16 protein-coding genes and 1 tRNA gene are annotated in these 18,100 nt (G+C 55.4%); 6 read left to right on the forward strand and 11 right to left on the reverse strand.

The features are described from left to right. Positions 1-2: 2 nt before the first annotated feature. Positions 3-1,205 (reverse strand): aspartate kinase, encoded by a 1,203-nt coding sequence (locus tag J5441_06555; protein MBO4934807.1) that lies wholly within the window; start codon positions 1,203-1,205, stop codon positions 3-5. A gap of 45 nt (positions 1,206-1,250) precedes the next feature. Then, the gene (locus J5441_06560; GenBank protein MBO4934808.1) at positions 1,251-2,483 is read right to left on the reverse strand and encodes a homoserine dehydrogenase; all 1,233 of its coding nucleotides are present in this window, start codon (positions 2,481-2,483) and stop codon (positions 1,251-1,253) included. Between the two features lie 251 nt (positions 2,484-2,734). Between J5441_06560 and J5441_06565 the strand changes: the two genes are divergently transcribed. From J5441_06565 to J5441_06585, 5 genes are all read left to right on the forward strand, one after another. Beyond that, positions 2,735-3,727 (forward strand): M15 family metallopeptidase, encoded by a 993-nt coding sequence (locus tag J5441_06565; GenBank protein MBO4934809.1) that lies wholly within the window; start codon positions 2,735-2,737, stop codon positions 3,725-3,727. A 68-nt stretch (positions 3,728-3,795) separates the two neighbouring features. Continuing rightward, positions 3,796-4,581: a polysaccharide deacetylase family protein gene (locus J5441_06570; protein ID MBO4934810.1), complete on the forward strand. Its 786-nt coding sequence runs from the start codon at positions 3,796-3,798 to the stop codon at positions 4,579-4,581. Between the two features lie 25 nt (positions 4,582-4,606). Continuing rightward, the gene (locus tag J5441_06575; protein MBO4934811.1) at positions 4,607-5,173 is read left to right on the forward strand and encodes a hypothetical protein; all 567 of its coding nucleotides are present in this window, start codon (positions 4,607-4,609) and stop codon (positions 5,171-5,173) included. A gap of 122 nt (positions 5,174-5,295) precedes the next feature. Further along, positions 5,296-5,949 (forward strand): deoxyribose-phosphate aldolase, encoded by a 654-nt coding sequence (gene deoC, locus J5441_06580; GenBank protein ID MBO4934812.1) that lies wholly within the window; start codon positions 5,296-5,298, stop codon positions 5,947-5,949. A 1-nt stretch (position 5,950) separates the two neighbouring features. Continuing rightward, positions 5,951-7,066, forward strand: a complete 1,116-nt coding sequence (locus tag J5441_06585; GenBank protein ID MBO4934813.1) for a phosphopentomutase — start codon at positions 5,951-5,953, stop codon at positions 7,064-7,066. A gap of 57 nt (positions 7,067-7,123) precedes the next feature. Here J5441_06585 and J5441_06590 read toward each other — a convergent pair whose 3' ends face one another. The 3 genes from J5441_06590 to J5441_06600 form a co-directional block, all read right to left on the reverse strand. Beyond that, entirely contained in the window at positions 7,124-8,398 is a 1,275-nt protein-coding gene (locus tag J5441_06590) for a cation:proton antiporter (protein ID MBO4934814.1), read from the reverse strand. A gap of 419 nt (positions 8,399-8,817) precedes the next feature. Continuing rightward, positions 8,818-9,633 (reverse strand): HAD family phosphatase, encoded by an 816-nt coding sequence (locus tag J5441_06595; protein ID MBO4934815.1) that lies wholly within the window; start codon positions 9,631-9,633, stop codon positions 8,818-8,820. Positions 9,634-9,653: 20 nt separating this feature from the next. After that, positions 9,654-9,911, reverse strand: coding sequence for a heavy-metal-associated domain-containing protein (locus J5441_06600; GenBank protein ID MBO4934816.1), 258 nt, complete (start codon positions 9,909-9,911; stop codon positions 9,654-9,656). Positions 9,912-10,265: 354 nt separating this feature from the next. On the opposite strand from J5441_06600, the gene J5441_06605 reads away from it, so the two are divergent. Then, on the forward strand, positions 10,266-12,230 hold the full coding sequence (locus J5441_06605) for a hypothetical protein (GenBank protein MBO4934817.1): 1,965 nt from the start codon (positions 10,266-10,268) through the stop codon (positions 12,228-12,230). 251 nt (positions 12,231-12,481) lie between these two features. Here the strand turns inward: J5441_06605 and J5441_06610 are convergent. The 6 genes from J5441_06610 to J5441_06635 all read right to left on the reverse strand — a co-directional run. Next, a tRNA-Ser gene (locus tag J5441_06610) sits at positions 12,482-12,574 on the reverse strand. Between the two features lie 88 nt (positions 12,575-12,662). Continuing rightward, complete coding sequence (locus tag J5441_06615) at positions 12,663-13,448, reverse strand: amidohydrolase (GenBank protein MBO4934818.1); 786 nt, start codon at positions 13,446-13,448, stop codon at positions 12,663-12,665. A 23-nt stretch (positions 13,449-13,471) separates the two neighbouring features. Then, the gene (locus tag J5441_06620) at positions 13,472-14,488 is read right to left on the reverse strand and encodes a rod shape-determining protein (GenBank protein ID MBO4934819.1); all 1,017 of its coding nucleotides are present in this window, start codon (positions 14,486-14,488) and stop codon (positions 13,472-13,474) included. 91 nt (positions 14,489-14,579) lie between these two features. Next, complete coding sequence (locus tag J5441_06625) at positions 14,580-15,326, reverse strand: ComF family protein (protein ID MBO4934820.1); 747 nt, start codon at positions 15,324-15,326, stop codon at positions 14,580-14,582. Between the two features lie 10 nt (positions 15,327-15,336). Continuing rightward, on the reverse strand, positions 15,337-17,529 hold the full coding sequence (locus J5441_06630) for an ATP-dependent RecD-like DNA helicase (protein MBO4934821.1): 2,193 nt from the start codon (positions 17,527-17,529) through the stop codon (positions 15,337-15,339). Positions 17,530-17,732: 203 nt separating this feature from the next. After that, on the reverse strand, positions 17,733-18,100 hold a 368-nt coding region (locus tag J5441_06635; GenBank protein MBO4934822.1), incomplete at its 5' end, for a methionine adenosyltransferase domain-containing protein.

Here is an 18,100-nt window from a genome sequence, read left to right on the forward strand (position 1 = left end):
TATTAAAGATCGAACTTGTCGTGGATCGCGATGACGGCGCGGTCGGCGTCCTTCTTGTCGATCAGCACCGAGATCTTGATCTCGCTGGTGGAGATCATCTGGATGTTGATGCTCGCGTCGTAGAGCGCCTCGAACATACGGGCGGCGACTCCGGAGTGCGTTTCCATTCCGGCGCCGACGATGGAGACCTTCGCGACGTCCTTGTCGACAAGGATCTTCTTATCCTTCAGCAGCTCGCTCTCGTGCAGCGCCTCGGCGGCGTAGTCCGCGTCCGCGGAGCTGACGGTGAAGGTCATATCCTTCGTGCCTTCGCGGCCGATGGACTGCAGGATGATATCGACGTTGATATCCTTTCTGCCCAGCAGGTCGAATATACGGAACGCGATGCCCGGAACGTCGGCGACGCCGACTACGGAGATGCGCGCGATGCTCGTGTCTTTGGTTACGCCCTTAATAAGCATTTTTTCCATTTTTGTTACCTCCACAACTTTGGTGCCTTTGGCTTTTGTAAGACTTGAGAGGACCTCAAGGTTGACGTTGTATTTCTTGGCTATCTCGACGGAGCGGTTCTGAAGCACCTGCGCGCCGAGGGTGGCGAGCTCGAGCATTTCGTCAAAGCTGATCTCGTCGAGCTTGTGCGCGTTCTTGACGATGCGCGGGTCGGCGGTGTAAACGCCGTCGACGTCGGTGTAGATCTGGCAGAGCTCCGCCTTCAGCGCCGCCGCGATCGCGACCGCGGAGGTGTCGCTTCCGCCTCTGCCGAGGGTGGTGATGTTGTCGTATTTGCTGATGCCCTGGAAGCCCGCGACGATGACTATCTGCTTCTTATCGAGCTCCGCGAAGATGCGCTCGGTGTCGATCTTCTTGATGCCCGCGACGCCGTGCTTTGAGGTCGTCTGCACGCCCGCCTGCCAGCCGGTCAGCGAGATGACGGGGAAGCCCATCTTTTCGATTGTCATCGCCAGCAGCGACATGGATATCTGCTCTCCGGCGGAAAGCAGCACGTCCATTTCGCGTTTGGAGGGGCGCTCGTTGAGCTCCGCCGCTTTTTCTATCAGATCGTCCGTCGTGTCGCCCTGCGCGGAAACGACGACTACGACCTGGTTTCCTGCTTTGTAGGTATCGGTAACGATGCCCGCTACGTTCCGCAGCCGCTCCGCATCCTTGACGGAGGAGCCGCCGAACTTTTGAACGATAAGTGCCATAAGTTTTTCTCCTTATATGTGGATAAGCGCGTCAGCGCGGGTTTATCAGAGCTCGATCACCCTGATGGTGGAGTAAACGTCGATGCCTTCTTCGGCGAGCTTCGCGCACTTCGCTTTCAGGTCGCCCTCGGTGGAGATCGGAGTTGTGAAGGCGAGCTCCGCGTCGGCGTAGCCCTCGATATAGTTTACGCTGCCGAAGACGGAAGCGACAAGCTTCGCGGTCTTTTCGTTGCGCAGGCAGCGCACGTAGTAGGCGGTTTCGTATTTGTCGAAGTCTTCGACGCAGCCGTCGATGGCGTCGGACCAGTAGAGCATCTTGCGCGCGGAGATGTGCTTGACGGCGTCGATGACGTCGGCGACGACCGCGCTGGCGGTCGGCATCTTGCCCGCGCCTCTGCCGTAGAAGATGACGTCGCCGATCGCGTCGCCCTTGACGAGTATCGCGTTGAATACGTCGTCGACGTGTGAGAGCTGCGAGACCTTGTTGAGTATGCAGGGCGCGACGAATATCTGCACCTTGCCGTTCTCAAGGCGCGAAGCCGCGGCGATGAGCTTGATCACGCCGCCGAAGCTTTTCGCCGCTTCAACGTCTTTCAGAGATATATTCCTGATGCCCTCGGTGTGCACCATGTTTGGATAGATGTGATGGCCGAAGGCGAGGGAAGCGAGTATGCATATCTTGCGGCAGGCGTCCGCGCCGTCGACGTCCGCGGAGGGATCGCGCTCGGCGTAGCCGAGCTCCTGCGCGGTCGCGAGCGCGTTCTCGAAGGAGACGCCGTCCTCGATCATCTTGGTGAGTATGTAGTTAGTCGTGCCGTTGAGTATGCCTGCGATCTCGAAGAGCTCGTTGGCGGATAGACACTGGCTCAGCGGGCGTATGATCGGGATGCCGCCACCGACGCTGGCTTCGAAGAGGAAGTTGAGGTTGTTTTCCTTCGCGATGCGGAGCAGCTCCGCGCCGTGCGTGGCGACCAGCTCCTTGTTGGAGGTGACGACGCTCTTGCCGTTCTCAAGGCAGCGCTTGACGAAGCTGTAAGCGGGGTTCAGCCCGCCGATGACCTCCACGACGACCGCGATCTCCGGGTCGTTGATTATCTTCTCGAAGTCCTTTGTGAAGCGGTCGGCGAGGGGATGGTCGGGAAAGTCGCGTATGTCGAGTATATACTTGATGTCAAGTTCCATACCCGCCTTGCGTTCAATGCTGTTTCGGTTTTTAATGAAAAGCTCGGTGACGCCGGAGCCGACGGTTCCGTGTCCGAGAACGGCTATGTATTTCATATTCTGCCTCTTTCCAAATTATTTCAAATATACATTTTAGCATATAAGCCGCGCCAATGCAATTATTTTTTTCATATTTATCGGGCAAAAACGAATATATTTTCTACGAAAGCGGGCTCAAAATCGTTTAATAAGCGGTTGCATTTTTGCGGGGAGGGTGGTATAATCTTTACGGAAAGAGAAGTGGTCGTATGTCCAAGCACGCAAGAAAACCGAATTACAGGAATATCGTACTCGCCGGAGTCGCGGTTTTGCTTGTAGTTCTTATAATAGTTCTTGTCGTTTCGATGTTCGGCAAGAAGGAACCGGAGTCCGCCGCCGGATCGTTGGAGTCGATATCCTCGAGCAGCTATGAAAGCTCGGAGGAGGCTGACGGCAGCTCCGAAGACAGCAGCTCAGCGGAGGAAAGCAGCAGTTCAGCGGAGGAAAGCAGCTCGGTCAGCTCCTCGAGCGGCAAACCGGAAAGCTCGTCCTCGTCTTCGTCCTCGTCGTCCGAAACCACGACTCCGACCGGCAAATACGCCGCAATGCCCGAAACGCCTTACAGCTACGATACGACCGGCAAGACCGTCCGCAACGCCTTCGACGATAAGGGCGAGGTCGACCTGCTTTTCCCGATCAACTCCACTTACTATATCACGAGAAACTTTAAACCCGCAGAACTTGTCGCCGTCGACGGCAAATATAATAAGGGTGACAACAGCGGTGGGAAAGTCGACGGCCAATATGTGATGGACTACCGCGCCGCCCCGCATTGCAAACAGATGCTCGCAGATATGCGTAAAGAGCTTAACAGCGATATCAGCGCGTTCTCGACCTACCGCTCATACTCTTATCAGGAGGGCAACTTCCAGCGCAAGGTCAATAAGCTTATCAGCAAGGGCTACAGCAAGACCGACGCGTACAACACCGCCGCGACCATCGTCGCTATCCCCGGTACCAGCGAGCACCAGCTCGGCCTCGCGATAGACGTATATCTCTGGAGTCTTTATAAGCGCGACGGCGAACTGAACGAAAGCTTCGAGGGCACAAAGGAATACAAGTGGCTGCAGGAGCACGCGTGGGAATACGGCTTCATCCTGAGCTACCCGAAGGATAAGATCAAGGATACCGGCATCATCTACGAGCCGTGGCACTACCGTTACGTCGGCGTAGAGAACGCCAAGACGATCCGCGACAGCGGCAAGTTGCTTTCGCAGTGGCTCGAGGATCAGAACATAGTTTACGTCTACAACGGCAAATAAGCGCAATAACGAATAAAAGAGTCCTCCGCGGCATAGATTGTCGCGGAGGATTTTTTTGAGGTGAGCGTATGTTTGTTAAAACGTTTAAGATAAAAACCGCCGCGGTCGCCGCGGCCGCGGCCGTGACGCTTGTTACGGGCGCTTTGCTGGGCGGCTTCGCGGCGGTGAAGACGGCTTCCGCGAAGAAGGAACTGCCGATATACAGCGTCGAGCGCGGCGATAAGAAGATCGCGATAAGTTTCGACGCCGCGTGGGGAAACGAGCAGACGGGGAAGCTTATCGACATACTCGCGGAATACGGCGTGAAAACGACCTTCTTTATCGTCGGGTCGTGGGCGGATAAATACCCCGACTCCGTCAAGGCGCTTGCCGACGCGGGGCACGAGGTAATGAACCACTCGAACACGCACCCGCATCTGACGCGCCTCGACGTTCAGCGCATGGAGGAGGAGATAAACGCCTGCTCCGACAAGATCGAGGCGCTGACCGGCAGACGCCCCGACCTGCTGCGCGCGCCGTACGGCGACTATGACGACACGGTGATAAAAACCGTCCGCCGCCTCGGCGTATATCCGATACAATGGGACGTCGACTCGCTCGACTGGAAGGACATTTCCGCGGAAAAGATCGCCGAAAGGGTGCTTCACGGTGTGAAGGACGGCTCGATCGTGCTCTTCCACAACGGCGGAAAGCACACCGCGGAGGCGCTGCCGGCGATACTTTCCGAGCTGCAGAGCCGCGGTTACGAGATCGTACCGATATCCGAGCTGATACTGCGCGATAACTATTATATCGACCACGCCGGCAGGCAGAAACCCGAAATAGTGAATAACACAGGGCCGACCGGACAATAATACCATCGGAAAGGTCGGTGGAAGAGTGAGAGCGATACTTGCGTGCGGTACCGGCGGCGAAGGCGTTATAAGCGGCATTTCCGCGGGCTTTCGCGACGCCGGAGTTCCGCATATCGCGGTATCGGAGAACGGGTGCGAACACTTTTCGGGCGGACGCCGCGGCGGCGGGTACGCAATTGACGCCGCCGGAGATGCCCGCGAAGCCGCGCGCGTTTTGCTCGTTTCCGCCGACCGCCTTCCTTTTTTGCGCGGTTTTTCGGAGGCGGTGATAGTCTTATGCTCCGATGCTTCCGCAGACGCCGCAGGTTTTGAGGGCAAAGCATACGTCATAACTGACGGCGAAAGGGAAGCGCCGCCTGTGCTGAAACGCTTTCCGCTAATCTCGTGCGGTATGGGCGTGAAGAACACGCTGACCTTTTCAAGCGTGCGTTCCGACGGCGGGATCATCTGCCTTCAGCGGAAGCTGAATACCTTTTCCGGCAGGGTGGCGGAGCCGCAGGAATACCGCTTCCGCCGTTTCGAAGGCGACCCCTTCGTTCCGCTCGCGGTGTTCGCGGCGCTGCTTATATGCGATTGTTTCAACGACGGGTGACCGCCGTTTTTCTTTGTCTTTACTTTTGCCCGTATTCGTGATATAATACTCTTGAACGAGGAAACATACCGCGTTGACAAACACCACGCAATAGGTTGACAATACTCGAAAGGCGGCAGGTTATGGAAAGAGAATACATATTATCCAAGGTCGACCACACGCTTCTGAAGCAGGGCGCGACGCTCGCGGATATCAAGAAACTCATTGACGAGGGGATCGAATACAAAACGGCTTCCGTCTGCATTCCGCCGTATTACGTCAAGGCGGGCGCGGAGTACGCGGCCGGCAGACTCCCGATATGCACCGTGATCGGTTTCCCGAACGGATACTCCGTCACCGCGGCGAAGGTCTGTGAAGCCATCGAGGCGATCGAGTCCGGCGCGGAGGAGATCGACACCGTCATCAACGTCTGCATGGTGAAAAACGGCGAATACGACGCGCTCCTGCAGGAGCTTAAAATACTCCGCAAGGTCTGCACGGGCAAGATACTGAAGGTCATCATCGAGACCTGCCTGCTGACCGAGGAGGAGAAGATCGAGATGTGCCGCGTCGTATCCGAATCCGGCGCGGACTTCATAAAAACCTCAACCGGCTTCGGCGGAGGCGGAGCGACGCTCGAAGACGTCCGGCTCATGCGCGCCCACTGCGCCGATCACGTTAAAATCAAGGCGTCCGGCGGCATCCGTTCCTTCGAGGACGCGGAAATGTTCATCGAAGCGGGCGCTGACCGCCTCGGCACGAGCTCGCTCGTGAAGATATGCGCGGAGGGCAAATGATATGAAACGCGTTTTTCTCATCGTTCTCGACAGCGCCGGCATCGGTAACGCCCCCGACGCCGCGGATTTCGGCGACAAGGGCGCGAACACCCTGAAGACGATCTCGGCTTCGCCTGAGTTTTCCGTCCCGAGTATGAAGCGCCTCGGGCTTTTCAATATCGACGGCGTGACCTGCGGCGAAAAAGAACGCGAGCCGATAGGCGCTTACGGCAGATTTTTCGAGCTCGGCAAGGGCAAGGACACCATCGGCGGCCACTGGGAGATCGCCGGCGTCGTCGCATCAAAGCCCATGCCGACCTATCCGGACGGCTTCCCGCCGGAGATAATAAGCGAATTCGAGCGCCTCACGGGCAGAAAGGCGATAGTCAACAAGCCGTATTCCGGCACCGAGATACTGAAAGACTACGGCAAGCAGCACGTCGAAACCGGCGCGCTCATCGTCTACACCTCCGCGGACAGCGTCTTCCAGATTGCCGCGCATGAAGAGGTCGTGCCTATAGAGAAGCTTTACGAATACTGCCGTATCGCGCGCGGCATACTCGTCGGCGAACACGCCGTCGGCAGAGTCATAGCGCGCCCCTTCGTCGGCACGGAGGGTAATTACACCCGCACTTCCAACCGCCACGACTTCGCGTTTCCCGCGCCGGGACGCACGATCCTCGACGAGCTGAAGGACGCCGGCAGGGACGTTATCGCCGTCGGTAAGATAACCGACATTTTCGCCGGCAGAGGCGTGACCGAAACGATACTGACAAAGGGCAACACCGACGGTATGGCGAAAACGCTTGAAATCGCTCAGCGCGATTTCGACGGACTCTGCTTCGTCAATCTCGTCGATTTCGACGCGGTCTACGGCCACCGCAACAACGTTGACGGCTACGCCGCCGCCATGACGGAGTTCGACCGCTGGCTCGGTGATTTCATGCCGCAGATGCGCGACGACGACGTGCTGATGATAACCGCCGACCACGGCTGCGACCCTGGCTATCCCGGCACGGACCACACCCGCGAGGCGATCCCGCTGCTGATGTACGGCAGGAACGTCAAGCCGCGCAACCTCGGCACTCACGCCGGCTTCGACGGCATCTCGCGTATCGTGAAGAATTATCTGATGTAAGTTTGCATAAGCAAAAACGCCTCCCGCGAGGGAGGCGTTTCGTTATTATTCGATTTATCAGACCTTTGCGCCGCGGGAGTTGGTTCTGCCTTCCTCCTCGATTTCGCCGGCGCGGGAGAGCGCCATTTTTGTGAGCATCGGGCCGACAAGTTCGTATATCAGAACGGCGAAAAGCACTATGTTGCGTATAAGCACTCCGTCCGTGCTTCCGAGCTCCATCGCGGTGACGGACATTCCGAGCGCGACGCCCGCCTGCGGCAAAAGCGTTATGCCGAGGTACTTCGTCGTTTTCGCGTCGCAGCGCATCGCGGACGCGCTGAAATACGTGCCGATATACTTTCCTGCGGAGCGGAAGAGGATGAAGAGCAGACCGATAACCACGACCGCGATATCGGAGAAGACCGAGAGCTTCAGCTGCGCGCCGGAGACCACGAAGAAGATGATGAAAAGCGGCGCGGTCCAGCGGTCGCAGCGCTCCATAAGCTCCTCGGAGAAGTCGCAGAGATTGCAGAAGATCGTACCGAGCATCATGCAGGTCAGCAGCGAGGAGAATCCGAAATGCACTCCGCCGATCGTGAAGTCGAGCATCGAGATGCCGACGGTGATGAAAACGAAGGTTATCGCGAGCGACAGACGCTTCGAGCGCGAGTGGAAGAATCGCTCGAGGAATGTCAGCAGCAGGCTCATTATCGTGCCGAGCAGCAGCGAGCAGACTATCTCGATCAAAGGCTCTACCGCGATGGACATAACGTCCGGAGCGCCGGTCTGCAGCGCCCTCGCGATGCCGAAGGAAACGGAGAACACCACCAGCCCGACCGCGTCGTCAAGCGCGACTATGGGGAGCAGCAGGGAAGTCAAGGGTCCCTTCGCCTTATACTGCCTTACGACCATCAGCGTCGCCGCCGGAGCCGTCGCGGACGCGATCGCGCCGAGCGTTATCGCGGCGGAGAGCGAGATCTTGTCGGGCATTATGAAATGCAGGGTTATCAGCGCCGCGTCGACGAAGACGGTCGCGACGACCGCCTGCACGATGCCTATGACCGTCGCCTGCTTACCGGTCTTTTTCAGCGAAGAAAGCCGGAACTCGTTCCCGATCGCGAAGGCGATGAAGCCGAGCGCGACGTCGGAGATGATCTTCAGCGTGTTCATCTGCTCGTCGCTCGCGAATCCGAGCGCGGGCACTCCGAGCGCGCCGATGCAGAACGGGCCGAGCAGTACGCCGGCGACGAGATATGCGGTGACGGCGGGGAGCTTCAGCAGCTTCGCGAGACGCGACATGAGAAGTCCGGCGAGTATCGCCAGACCGATATTCAAAAGGATTGACGCTTCCATGGTTGATTGCCTCTTTTCACGTGCCTGAACGCACAAGAATCTATTATAGTACTTTATCCGGAATATGCAAGTGTTTTTATTAAAAAACAGCAATAAAAAACGCGCGCTCAAAGGGCGCGCAAATTAGGGATAAGTCGGGTTTTGAACGGTTGTTTCCCGCCCATGCTTCACAAAAAACAGCGGCCATACGTCAAGTATGACCGCTGTTTTGTTGTTTTGCCTGAACGATAAACATCTCGTTCAAAACTGCTCCGCATCTTAAAAAGAGAGGTTTTTGTGTCGGACAAGGCGAAAGCGCGATGGAATACTGTATGTATTCCGAGCGCTTTCAACGCAGTCCGGCGCGAAAAGATTCTTTTTAAGACCGGCGTATCCCTGATTTGCACGCCCTAAATGCGCGCGTTGGGTGTAATTTTGAGTCAGAGTCGTCCCGCGATAATCTCATAAAGCGCGGCCGCGACTCCGTCCTCCGCGTTGGAAAGAGTAACGTAGTCGGCGACGGCCTTCAGCTCCGGAACGGCGTTCGCCATGGCGACTCCCAGCCCGGCGGCCTCGATCATCGGGATATCGTTTTTCTCGTCGCCGAAAGCGACGGTCTGCTCGCGCGGAACGCCGTAGAACTCGGCGAGCTTCAGCAGCGCGTTTCCTTTTGAAACGTCGCGGTGGACGAGCTCGATGAGGGTAGGCGCGGAACGGAACGCCGTGATCCTGCCTTGGAAGCGCCCGTCGACGAACGCCTGATTGTCCGCGGTTTTTTCCGGAGCGCTGACGTAGATTATCTTCGTTATCCCGCGCTTGACGACGTCGCGTATTTCGTCGGGGGAGTCTATCACCGTGAGGTCCGCGTGAGGGTAAAAGGTCCTGTAAAACTCGGTTTCGGGCGTCAATTTGCTGAAAAAGAGGCGGTTATCCGACCATACGATCATATCCGTGCCGCGCTCCGTTCCGGCCTCGTACGCTTCGACCGCGTCGTCGTTCTCGAGGTCGCGGCGGTAGACGATCTCGCCGTCCGGCTTTATCAGCATCGCGCCGTTGTAGGTGATGACGGGGCAGGCGAGACCGAGGCGCTCGATGTAGCCCATAACGACGGTGCTCTGCGCCCTTCCGGTGCATATGGTGAAGATAAGTCCCTCTTTTTGCGCGGCTTTGACAGCGGCGACGGTGGCGTCGGTTATTTGCGAGCTTTTGTCAAGCAGCGTGCCGTCGAGATCGGCGGCGGCGAGTTTGTATTTCATACGTTCAGCTCCGCTTGCGGTTACTTTTTGAAGATGCCGAACAGGCCCTTTTTCTCATACGGTTTGCGCGAAATGCCTTTCAGCTCGTAGCCGGTTTCCGCGATGATCTCGCGGAGCTTCTCGTCGGGGATATCATCGGCGGAGATAATGACCGTATTTCCTTCGGAATGGGAGGAGGTGACCTTCTTGACGTCAAAAGCGTTGCGTATCGCGCCGTTTACGTGCGATTCGCACATTCCGCACATCATTCCGTCGATATCGAGGGTTATTTCAAACATAATGAGTCCTTCTTTCGTGTGGTTTTACAATGGGATTATAGCAGAACGGCGCGGGAAAGTCAACGCCTATCGGGCGTATCGGCGAAAGCGCTCCGCCGGGCGTTTTCTTCCGCTTCGCTGCGCTCGCTCCCTCCTTTTCGAATCCTTTCCGATTTCACAATAAAAACAAAAAGCCACCCGAACGGGTGGCTTTCTTTGGCTAAAGATTGCGATTTAAACAAAACTGAAGGAATCGTTAAATTTCGTAACGCCTTTTACTAAGACTGGTATTGATTTTTTGCCCATAATTGAGTACACTTATACTTGTAAAATAGCGATGGTATCATCTATTAATTATTACGAAGTGGTGATTATATGCCAAAGCAAAAAACCAATGAGCAATTTTTATCTGAACTTGCAAAGAAAAACAAGAATATTTTTCCTTTAGAAGAATACAAAAAGGCAAATGATAAAATTCTAGTAGAGTGTTGTATATGTGGTAATAAGTGGCAAGTAGCTCCAAACAGCCTTCTTCAAGGAAGAGGTTGTCCGAAATGCGCTACAAGGATAACTCATAACCAGCAAAGAAAAAGCAGCAACACATTCATAGATGAGCTTTTGAAAACCAATCCTAGAATCAAGGTTTTGGGTGAATATACAGGTTCGGATAATCATATTCAGGTAGAGTGCCTTGAATGCGGATATAAGTGGTCTCCGAGAGCCAGCGTCCTTTTGCGAGGATCAGGATGCCCAAAATGCGGGCTGGCAAAGCAGGTAAAAAAAAGAACCAAGACGCACAATACATTTATCGAAGAACTACATGAAAAGAATCCAAATGTAATTGTCCTAGGAAAGTATGTTAATTCAACCACAAAAATAAGTGTTAAGTGCGCTAAATGTGGATTTGAATGGGATGTATTGCCAGATAGTTTATTACATGGACATGGATGTAGGGAGTGCATGAAACGCAGCATTTCTGAAAAAAATAGGCTACCTGCAGATGAGTTTGAGGCGAGATTACAAAAGAAGAATCCAAATATTGAATTATTAGGAGAATTCCAAACGGCATCTTCGCATATACAGGTAAAATGCAAAGAGTGTGGCCATATTTGGAGTCCGATTGCAACAAGTGTTCTCGCAGGCCGAGGATGCCCAATTTGTGCGATTAAGCGTCGCGGCGAGCGAAATCGTCGTTCTCATGAGGCATTCCTTCATGATGTTAAAACAATCAATCCTCAAGTCGAAATACTTAGCAAATATAATGGCTCTGAAAAGACTGTGCATGCAAAGTGTAAGGTATGTGGATATGAATGGCAGCCAATAGCACAGGTGTTGTTGTCTGGCGGTGGGTGTCCAAATTGTGCAGGAAATTTACAGAAAACGCATGATCAATTTGTAGAAGAGGTTAAGCAGTATAATCCTAGTATTGAGGTAATTGGGAAATACGTAAACGCAAAGACGAAAATAGCTTTAAAATGCTTAATATGCGGACGAGAGTGGAACGCCTTGGCTGGTAATATACGAAAAGGTCAAGGATGCCCATCGTGCGAACATACGCCAACATCTTATGCTGAACAGTTTCTTCTGAGTGCATTTAAGCACTGGTTTGGTGATAAAGAAGTGGTTTCGAGAAGTAAAGAGATTACAGGACAGGAGCTTGATATATATTTGCCAACATATCGGACAGCGATTGAAATTGGCTCATGGTACTGGCACAAAAACAGAGTTTCAAATGACAATCAAAAGAAAGAACGCTGTAAAGAAAACGGCATCAGATTAATAATAATCTATGACAGTTTTCGAAATGAAGCACCCCCGTTTTCAGATGACTTTTATTCATATGAGAAAGACTACGGCTCACAACGGGGTAATGCTAAACTAAAGGAATTAGCGCTGGTATTGGCAAGGCAGTTCAACGAGTACATTAGCCAACCATCCCCTGAAGAGTGGAATATCATAAAAAATGAAGCATATCGTAATTCAAGAATGCGAACAACTGAAGATTTCCGTATTCAAATGGCGGAAATAAACCCGGACATCGAAGTCGTTGGTGAATACACCAGAGCACGCGATCTAATAAGCTGCCATTGTTTGGTGTGTGGTAATACATGGGAGAATACGCCTTATCATCTGCTAAAAGGGCAAGGATGCCCCGTGTGCTCTAGAGAGGAAGGAGATAAATCAAGGCGAAAAGCAGTAAAGAACCTCGATACGGGCGAAGTGTTTGAATCGATAAGAAAAGCGGCAGAGAATTATAGGTGTAGCGAAGCAGCAATAGGGAGTTGTTGCAGAGGAAAAACAAAAACTTGCAAGGGATATCATTGGACTTTTTTCCTGTGATTTTTTGGGAATGTGATTCTTTATGATATAAGATATAAAAAGGATTGCTATCTCTGTTAAGATAGCAATCTTTTTTTGCGGAGAAGGAGGGATTCGCTCGGCGCGCTTATGCGCGCGCCGACACGCCCTCGTCGGCGAAAACGCTCCGCCGGAGCGTTTTCTTCCGCTTCGCTGCGCTCGCTCCCTCCTTTTCGAATCCTTCCTAATCTCACAATAAAAACAAAAAGCACCCGATGGGTGCCTTTTGTTTTTGGCGGAGAAGGAGGGATTCGAACCCTCGAGATGCTTTTGACACCTACACGATTTCCAATCGTGCGCCCTCGGCCGGACTAGGCGACTTCTCCGAGTATCGCGCCCCTCCGAGAGAGGCAACGCATATTATTATACTTATGAGGTCGGCGTTTGTCAATCTATTTTTTCTCTTATCGGCAATTATTTTTCCGCGATGCCGAGGAGTTTTTCCGCGTTCGCGTGGAGTATCATATCGCGCTCGCCGTCCGTCAGGTCGAGGCGGTTGAAACGCTCGAACTCCGGCTCGAAGCTCCACATCGGGAAATCCGTGCCGAAAAGGAACTTCTCGGCGCCGTGCGCCCTTATGAAGTCGACGGCGAATTCCGGCGTTATGTATGAAAGCGAGCTCGACGTATCCATATAGACGTTCGTTCCGCACAGGAGCTTCAGCGACTCGTCCCATTCGCGGTATCCGCCGAAGTGCGCGCCGATGACCGTCAGCTTCGGGAAATCGCCGATGACTTTCTTCAGCCGGGCGGGGGAGGATAAATCGGATACTTCGTCTCCCATATGGAAGAGTATCGGCAGTCTGCCCTCGGCGGCCTCGTATATCTTGTACGCGCCGGGCGCGTCGATGGCGAAGCCCTGAAACTCGGGGTGGATCTTCAGGCCCTTGCAGCCGAGTGAAATAACGCGGTCGATCTCGGCGGCGCAGTCCTCGAAATCGGCGTGGATCGAGGCGAAGCCGAAAACGCGGTCGTTTATTATGCCGGAAAGCCAGGTGTTGATGGAAACGACCTGGCGCGGAACGGTCGCGGTAGCGAGCAAAACGACCTTGCGCTCCGGATCGCCGTCCAGAAACGCCTGCATGGTGGGCAGCTTGCCGTCCTCCTGCATCGGGATGCCGTAGTAATCGCCGATGGCGTTGACCGCTTTTGTGACTATATTATCGGGGAACGCGTGGCAATGGAAGTCGATAATTTTCATGCGGGGAGCTTCTTTCTTGGGAATCAGTCGCTCATCAGAGCGTTGTGAGAAATCGCGGCGAAGAGCTTTTCGTTCTCGAGCGCGATGCCCGTGCCTCTGACGACGCAGGAAACGGCGTCTTCCGCAACGACGGTCTGTATGCCGGTGCGGACGGTGAGCAGCTCCGCGAGTCCTTTGACGAGCGAGCCGCCGCCGGTCAGGTGTATCTTGTTTTTGGAAATATCCGCCACTAGCTCCGGCTCGGTGCCTTCAAGCACGCGGCAGACGGCGTCGGAGATCGCGTTCGCGGGCTCTTCGAACGCCGCGAGCATATCCTCGGAGTTGACGTCTATCGTCTTGGGCAGTCCGGTCATCAGGCAGCGCCCCTTAACGGGGATGGAAATAACGTCGGAGGGCATATAAACGCAGCCGATCGCTTCCTTCGTGTCCTGCGCGGTGCGGTCGCCGATGAGCACGTTGAACTTGCGGCGGATATACTTGATGAGCGCTTCGTCGAAGCGGTCGCCGGCGATCTTGATGGAGGTCTTGTTGGCGACGCCGCCGAGCGAAATGACGGCTATATCCGTTGTTCCGCCGCCGATGTCGACGACCATGTTTCCGCAGGGTTTGATGATGTCGATGCCCGCGCCGATGGCGGCGGCGATAGGCTCTTCGATTATGTAAACGTGTCTCGCGCCCGCCTTTTTGACCGCGTTTCTGACAGCGAGGATCTCAACTTCGGTGATGGAGGAGGGGACGCATACCATTATTCTCGGCCAGAAGCTCGTGTTGCCGAGCACCTTGCGGAGAAAGTACTTGATCATCTTTTCCGTCAGATCGTAGTCGGAAATGACGCCGTCCTTAAGCGGACGGACGGGCTCGATCGTGCCGGGCGCTCTGCCGAGCATCTGCTGCGCCTCGATTCCGACCTTTTTGATTATCTTATTGACCTTGTCGACCGCCACGACGGACGGCTCGTTGAGCACGATGCCCTTGCCCTTGACGTAAATAAGGACCGTTGCGGTGCCGAGGTCTATACCGACGTCTGTTCCGAATGCCATATAACTCTCCTTCCGCCGCGGGCGCGGCAGGTTATTTCTGTAGTCAAATAATAATTATAACCGAAACTTCCGATTATTGCAAGAGAAGACGCTAATTTTTTCTTTTCAGCTGTTTCGTCGTGAAAAGGGTGACGCAGCGCACTTCGTTCGCGCCGTAGAGTTTGAGCATCTTCGCGCACTCGCTGAGAGTCGCGCCGGTGGTGAAAACGTCGTCGATAAGGAGCACGTTTTTGCCGAAAAGCTCGCCGCCTTCGTCGTCGACGTCGAACATGCCGAAGACGTTTGCGTGGCGCTCGTCGAGATTGCGCGAACGCTGACTGCGCGAGTCGTCGGAGTAATAACGCAGCAAACCTTCCTTCAGTTCAAGCCCGAATTCGTCGCAAACGGCTTTCGCGAGCGTCGCGTTCGGCGACCTGCCCGCGCCCAGACGCGGCCCGCGGACGTTGTCGTCGATGCGCGATCTGTGGTCGGGCACGCGTATCGCGAAATCGATGCGGTCGCCCGCGTATGCGTCGCGCGCGGTCTCGGCCATGTACGCGGCGAAGACCTCCGCGCGCCATTTCTCGCGGTTGGTTTTGAACTTCAGCAGCCCGCGGTTATACGGCTCCGCGTAGTAGAATGGCGCGACGGCGCGTTCGAACTGCAGCCCCTTGCCGCATTTGCAGTATTTGCGTTCGCAGCCGCACTTGCGGCACACGCTGCCGGTGATGCGCGGCAGCTTTTCCTCGCAGCGCTCGCAGACGGTGCGCGCCATCGGGATAAGTTCGTCGCAGAAGGCGCACCTGTTAGGGTACAACATGTATCCGAGCGCCTTCAAAAAGGTGATCTTGCGTTCCATTGAATACCTCTCAGAGCGCTTCAAGCCGCAGGAACTGCGCCAGCGCGGTGTAGCGGAGGCGCTCCTTCTTGTTTTTCGTCATATACTCCACGTCCTCGCGCGAGCCGACGACTATGCACGTATCCTTCGCGCGGGTCACGGCGGTGTAGAATAGATTGCGATACTGGAGCTTTTTCGGCGCGGCGGTGGGGAAGACGACGTATGCGTATTCGCTGCCCTGGCTTTTGTGCGCCGTTATCGCGTACGCGTGTTCGAGCTGCCCGAGCCATTCGTACGCGTACTGCGCGCGCCGGCCGTCGAAGTCGATGGTGACGAACGGCTCCTTGCCGATGGCGGTTATGATGCCTATGTCGCCGTTGTAAACGCCGGCGCCGGCGGAGCCGTCCGGCAGTTTGTATACGATGTCGTAGTTGTTTTTCGTTTGCATGACCTTGTCTCCGACGCGGAAGACGGTCGAGCCGAAGACGCGTTCGCCCTTGTCCGCGGACTTCGGGTTGAGAAGCGCCTGCAGACGCGCGTTCAGCGCGGCGGTGCCGCTTTCGCCGATTCGGGTCGGGGTGATTATCTGAATGTCTTTGACGGGGTCGGCGCCGTACGCTTTCGGCAGGCGGTTGACGCACAGATCGACGACGGTTTCGGCGATTGAAGCGGGGTCGCTCCCGCGCAGGAAAAAGAAGTCGTGCTTCGTGTCGTTCAGCACCGGCAGTTCGCCGTTGACAATCTTGTGAGCATTGGTGACAATCATACTGTCTTCGGACTGTCTGAAGATAACGTCGAGGTTGACGCAGTGGATTACCTCGCTTTTGATTATGTCCTCGAGCACGTTTCCCGCGCCGACGGATGGGAGCTGGTTGAAGTCGCCGACAAAGACCAGTCTGCACCCGGGTTTGACCGCGCGGAGCAGCGCCTCGAAGACTATGACGTCCACCATGGAAAGCTCGTCTATTATCAGTGCGTCGCATTCGAGCGGATGCGTTTCGTCGCGGTTGAAGACGGGCAGATCGTCATCGTCGTTCGGAACGACTTCGAGCAGGCGGTGTATCGTTTTCGCTTCCTTTCCCGTCAGCGCTGTCATACGCATCGCGGCTCTGCCCGTAGGCGCCGCGAGCAGTATCTTCATGCCGTTGCGCTCGAAAAGCGAAATGATGCCGCGCAGGGTGGTCGTTTTGCCCGTTCCGGGGCCGCCGGTAAGCACGAAAATGCCGTTTTCGGCGGACGCGATTATCGCCTCCGTCTGCTTGTCCGAATATTTGATGTCGTTTTCTTTTTCGATCTTCGGTATCAGATCCCTGTATTTCAGCGGAGCTTTTTTATGCGAGTTCAGCGCGTAAAGCAGCTCGGCGCAGGCGTTTTCCGCGTTGAAATACTCCGGCAGGAATATCTTTTCCGCGCCCGCGTCGCCGAAGGCGGTCAGGTACGCTTTGGCGACGGAGTTTATCAGCGCTTCGTCGACGACCGAAGGCTCGACGGAGAGCATTTGCGCGGTCAGATCCGTCAGCTGTCTGCGCGGCAGATACGTGTGTCCGTTCTGCAGGTTATACCGCAGCATATAGCGCAGGCCCGCTTCGACGCGGCGCGGGAAATCGCCGTCGAAGCCGAGCCTCGCTGCGAGCGCGTCGCAGGCGGGGAAGTCGAAGCCGCGCACCGACTCGTAAATCGCGTAAGGGTTGCGCTCGACCGTATCGACGGCTGCTTCGCCGAACGCGTCGTAAACTTTTATAGCGTTGTGCGCCTCTATCCCGAGGTCGATCAGCGAGATTATCGTCGTTCTTGCGGAGTTCTGCTTCGCGAACTCGTCCGAGAACGCCATGGCTTTCGCCTTGGTAACGCCGCGCACGGTCGCGAGCTTGTCCGGGTGATTCTCGATAATGTCGAGCGATTCGTCGCCGAACTTGTCGACGATCGCCTTCGCCGTTACGGGGCCGATGCCCTTTATCGCGCCGGAGGCGAGATATTTCATAATGACGGCGGCGCTGTCGGGAAGCTCCTTTTCGTATGAAACGGCGTTGAACTGTCTGCCGTATTTCGGGTGCACGGAAAAACCGCCCGTGAGGATCAGCGTTTCTCCGGGGTTGACGTCCGCGAACGTGCCGGCGACGGTTATCTCACCGTTGTCGGTCAGCAGCTTCAGTATCGTGTGGCGGTTCAGCTCGTTGACGTATATCACCGAGTTGACCGTGCCTTTCAGTGTTTCCGTTTCCATCAAAATCGTTCTCCGGTCCTTGTTTTGAAAATGTGTTATCGTATCCCGCGCCGCTTCTCATCGTAATAATGCAGAGTATAACAGAAACGAACTCGAAAAAGCCGAAAGCGGCAAAGAACACGAACATATACAACAAGACCGGCGCCGGCATAACATCACCTCGGTAATATTATACTCGGTACCGGTCGTTTGGGTGTATCCGGTTACTTGGCGAGAGCGAGAAGCTCGTCGACCTTGTCGGTGTCTTCCCAGCGTACGCCGAGATCCTCGCGGCCCATGTGGCCGTAGGCGGCGAGTTGCGCGTAGATCGGCTTGCGCAGGTCGAGCATCTTGATGATCCCGTCCGGCGTGAAGTCGAAGACCTTGCAGATGATCTCGGAGATCTTATCGTCCGGGATCCTGCCGGTGCCGAAGGTGTCGACGAAGACGGAAACGGGGCGCGCTACGCCGATGGCGTAAGCGAGCTCGATCTCGCATCTGGAGGCGAGACCGGCCTTGACGACGTTCTTCGCGGCGTAGCGGGCGGCGTAGGAGGCGCTGCGGTCGACCTTGGTCGGATCCTTGCCGGAGA

This window comes from Clostridia bacterium (assembly GCA_017620395.1).
GTDB lineage: Bacteria > Bacillota > Clostridia > Oscillospirales > RGIG8002 > RGIG8002.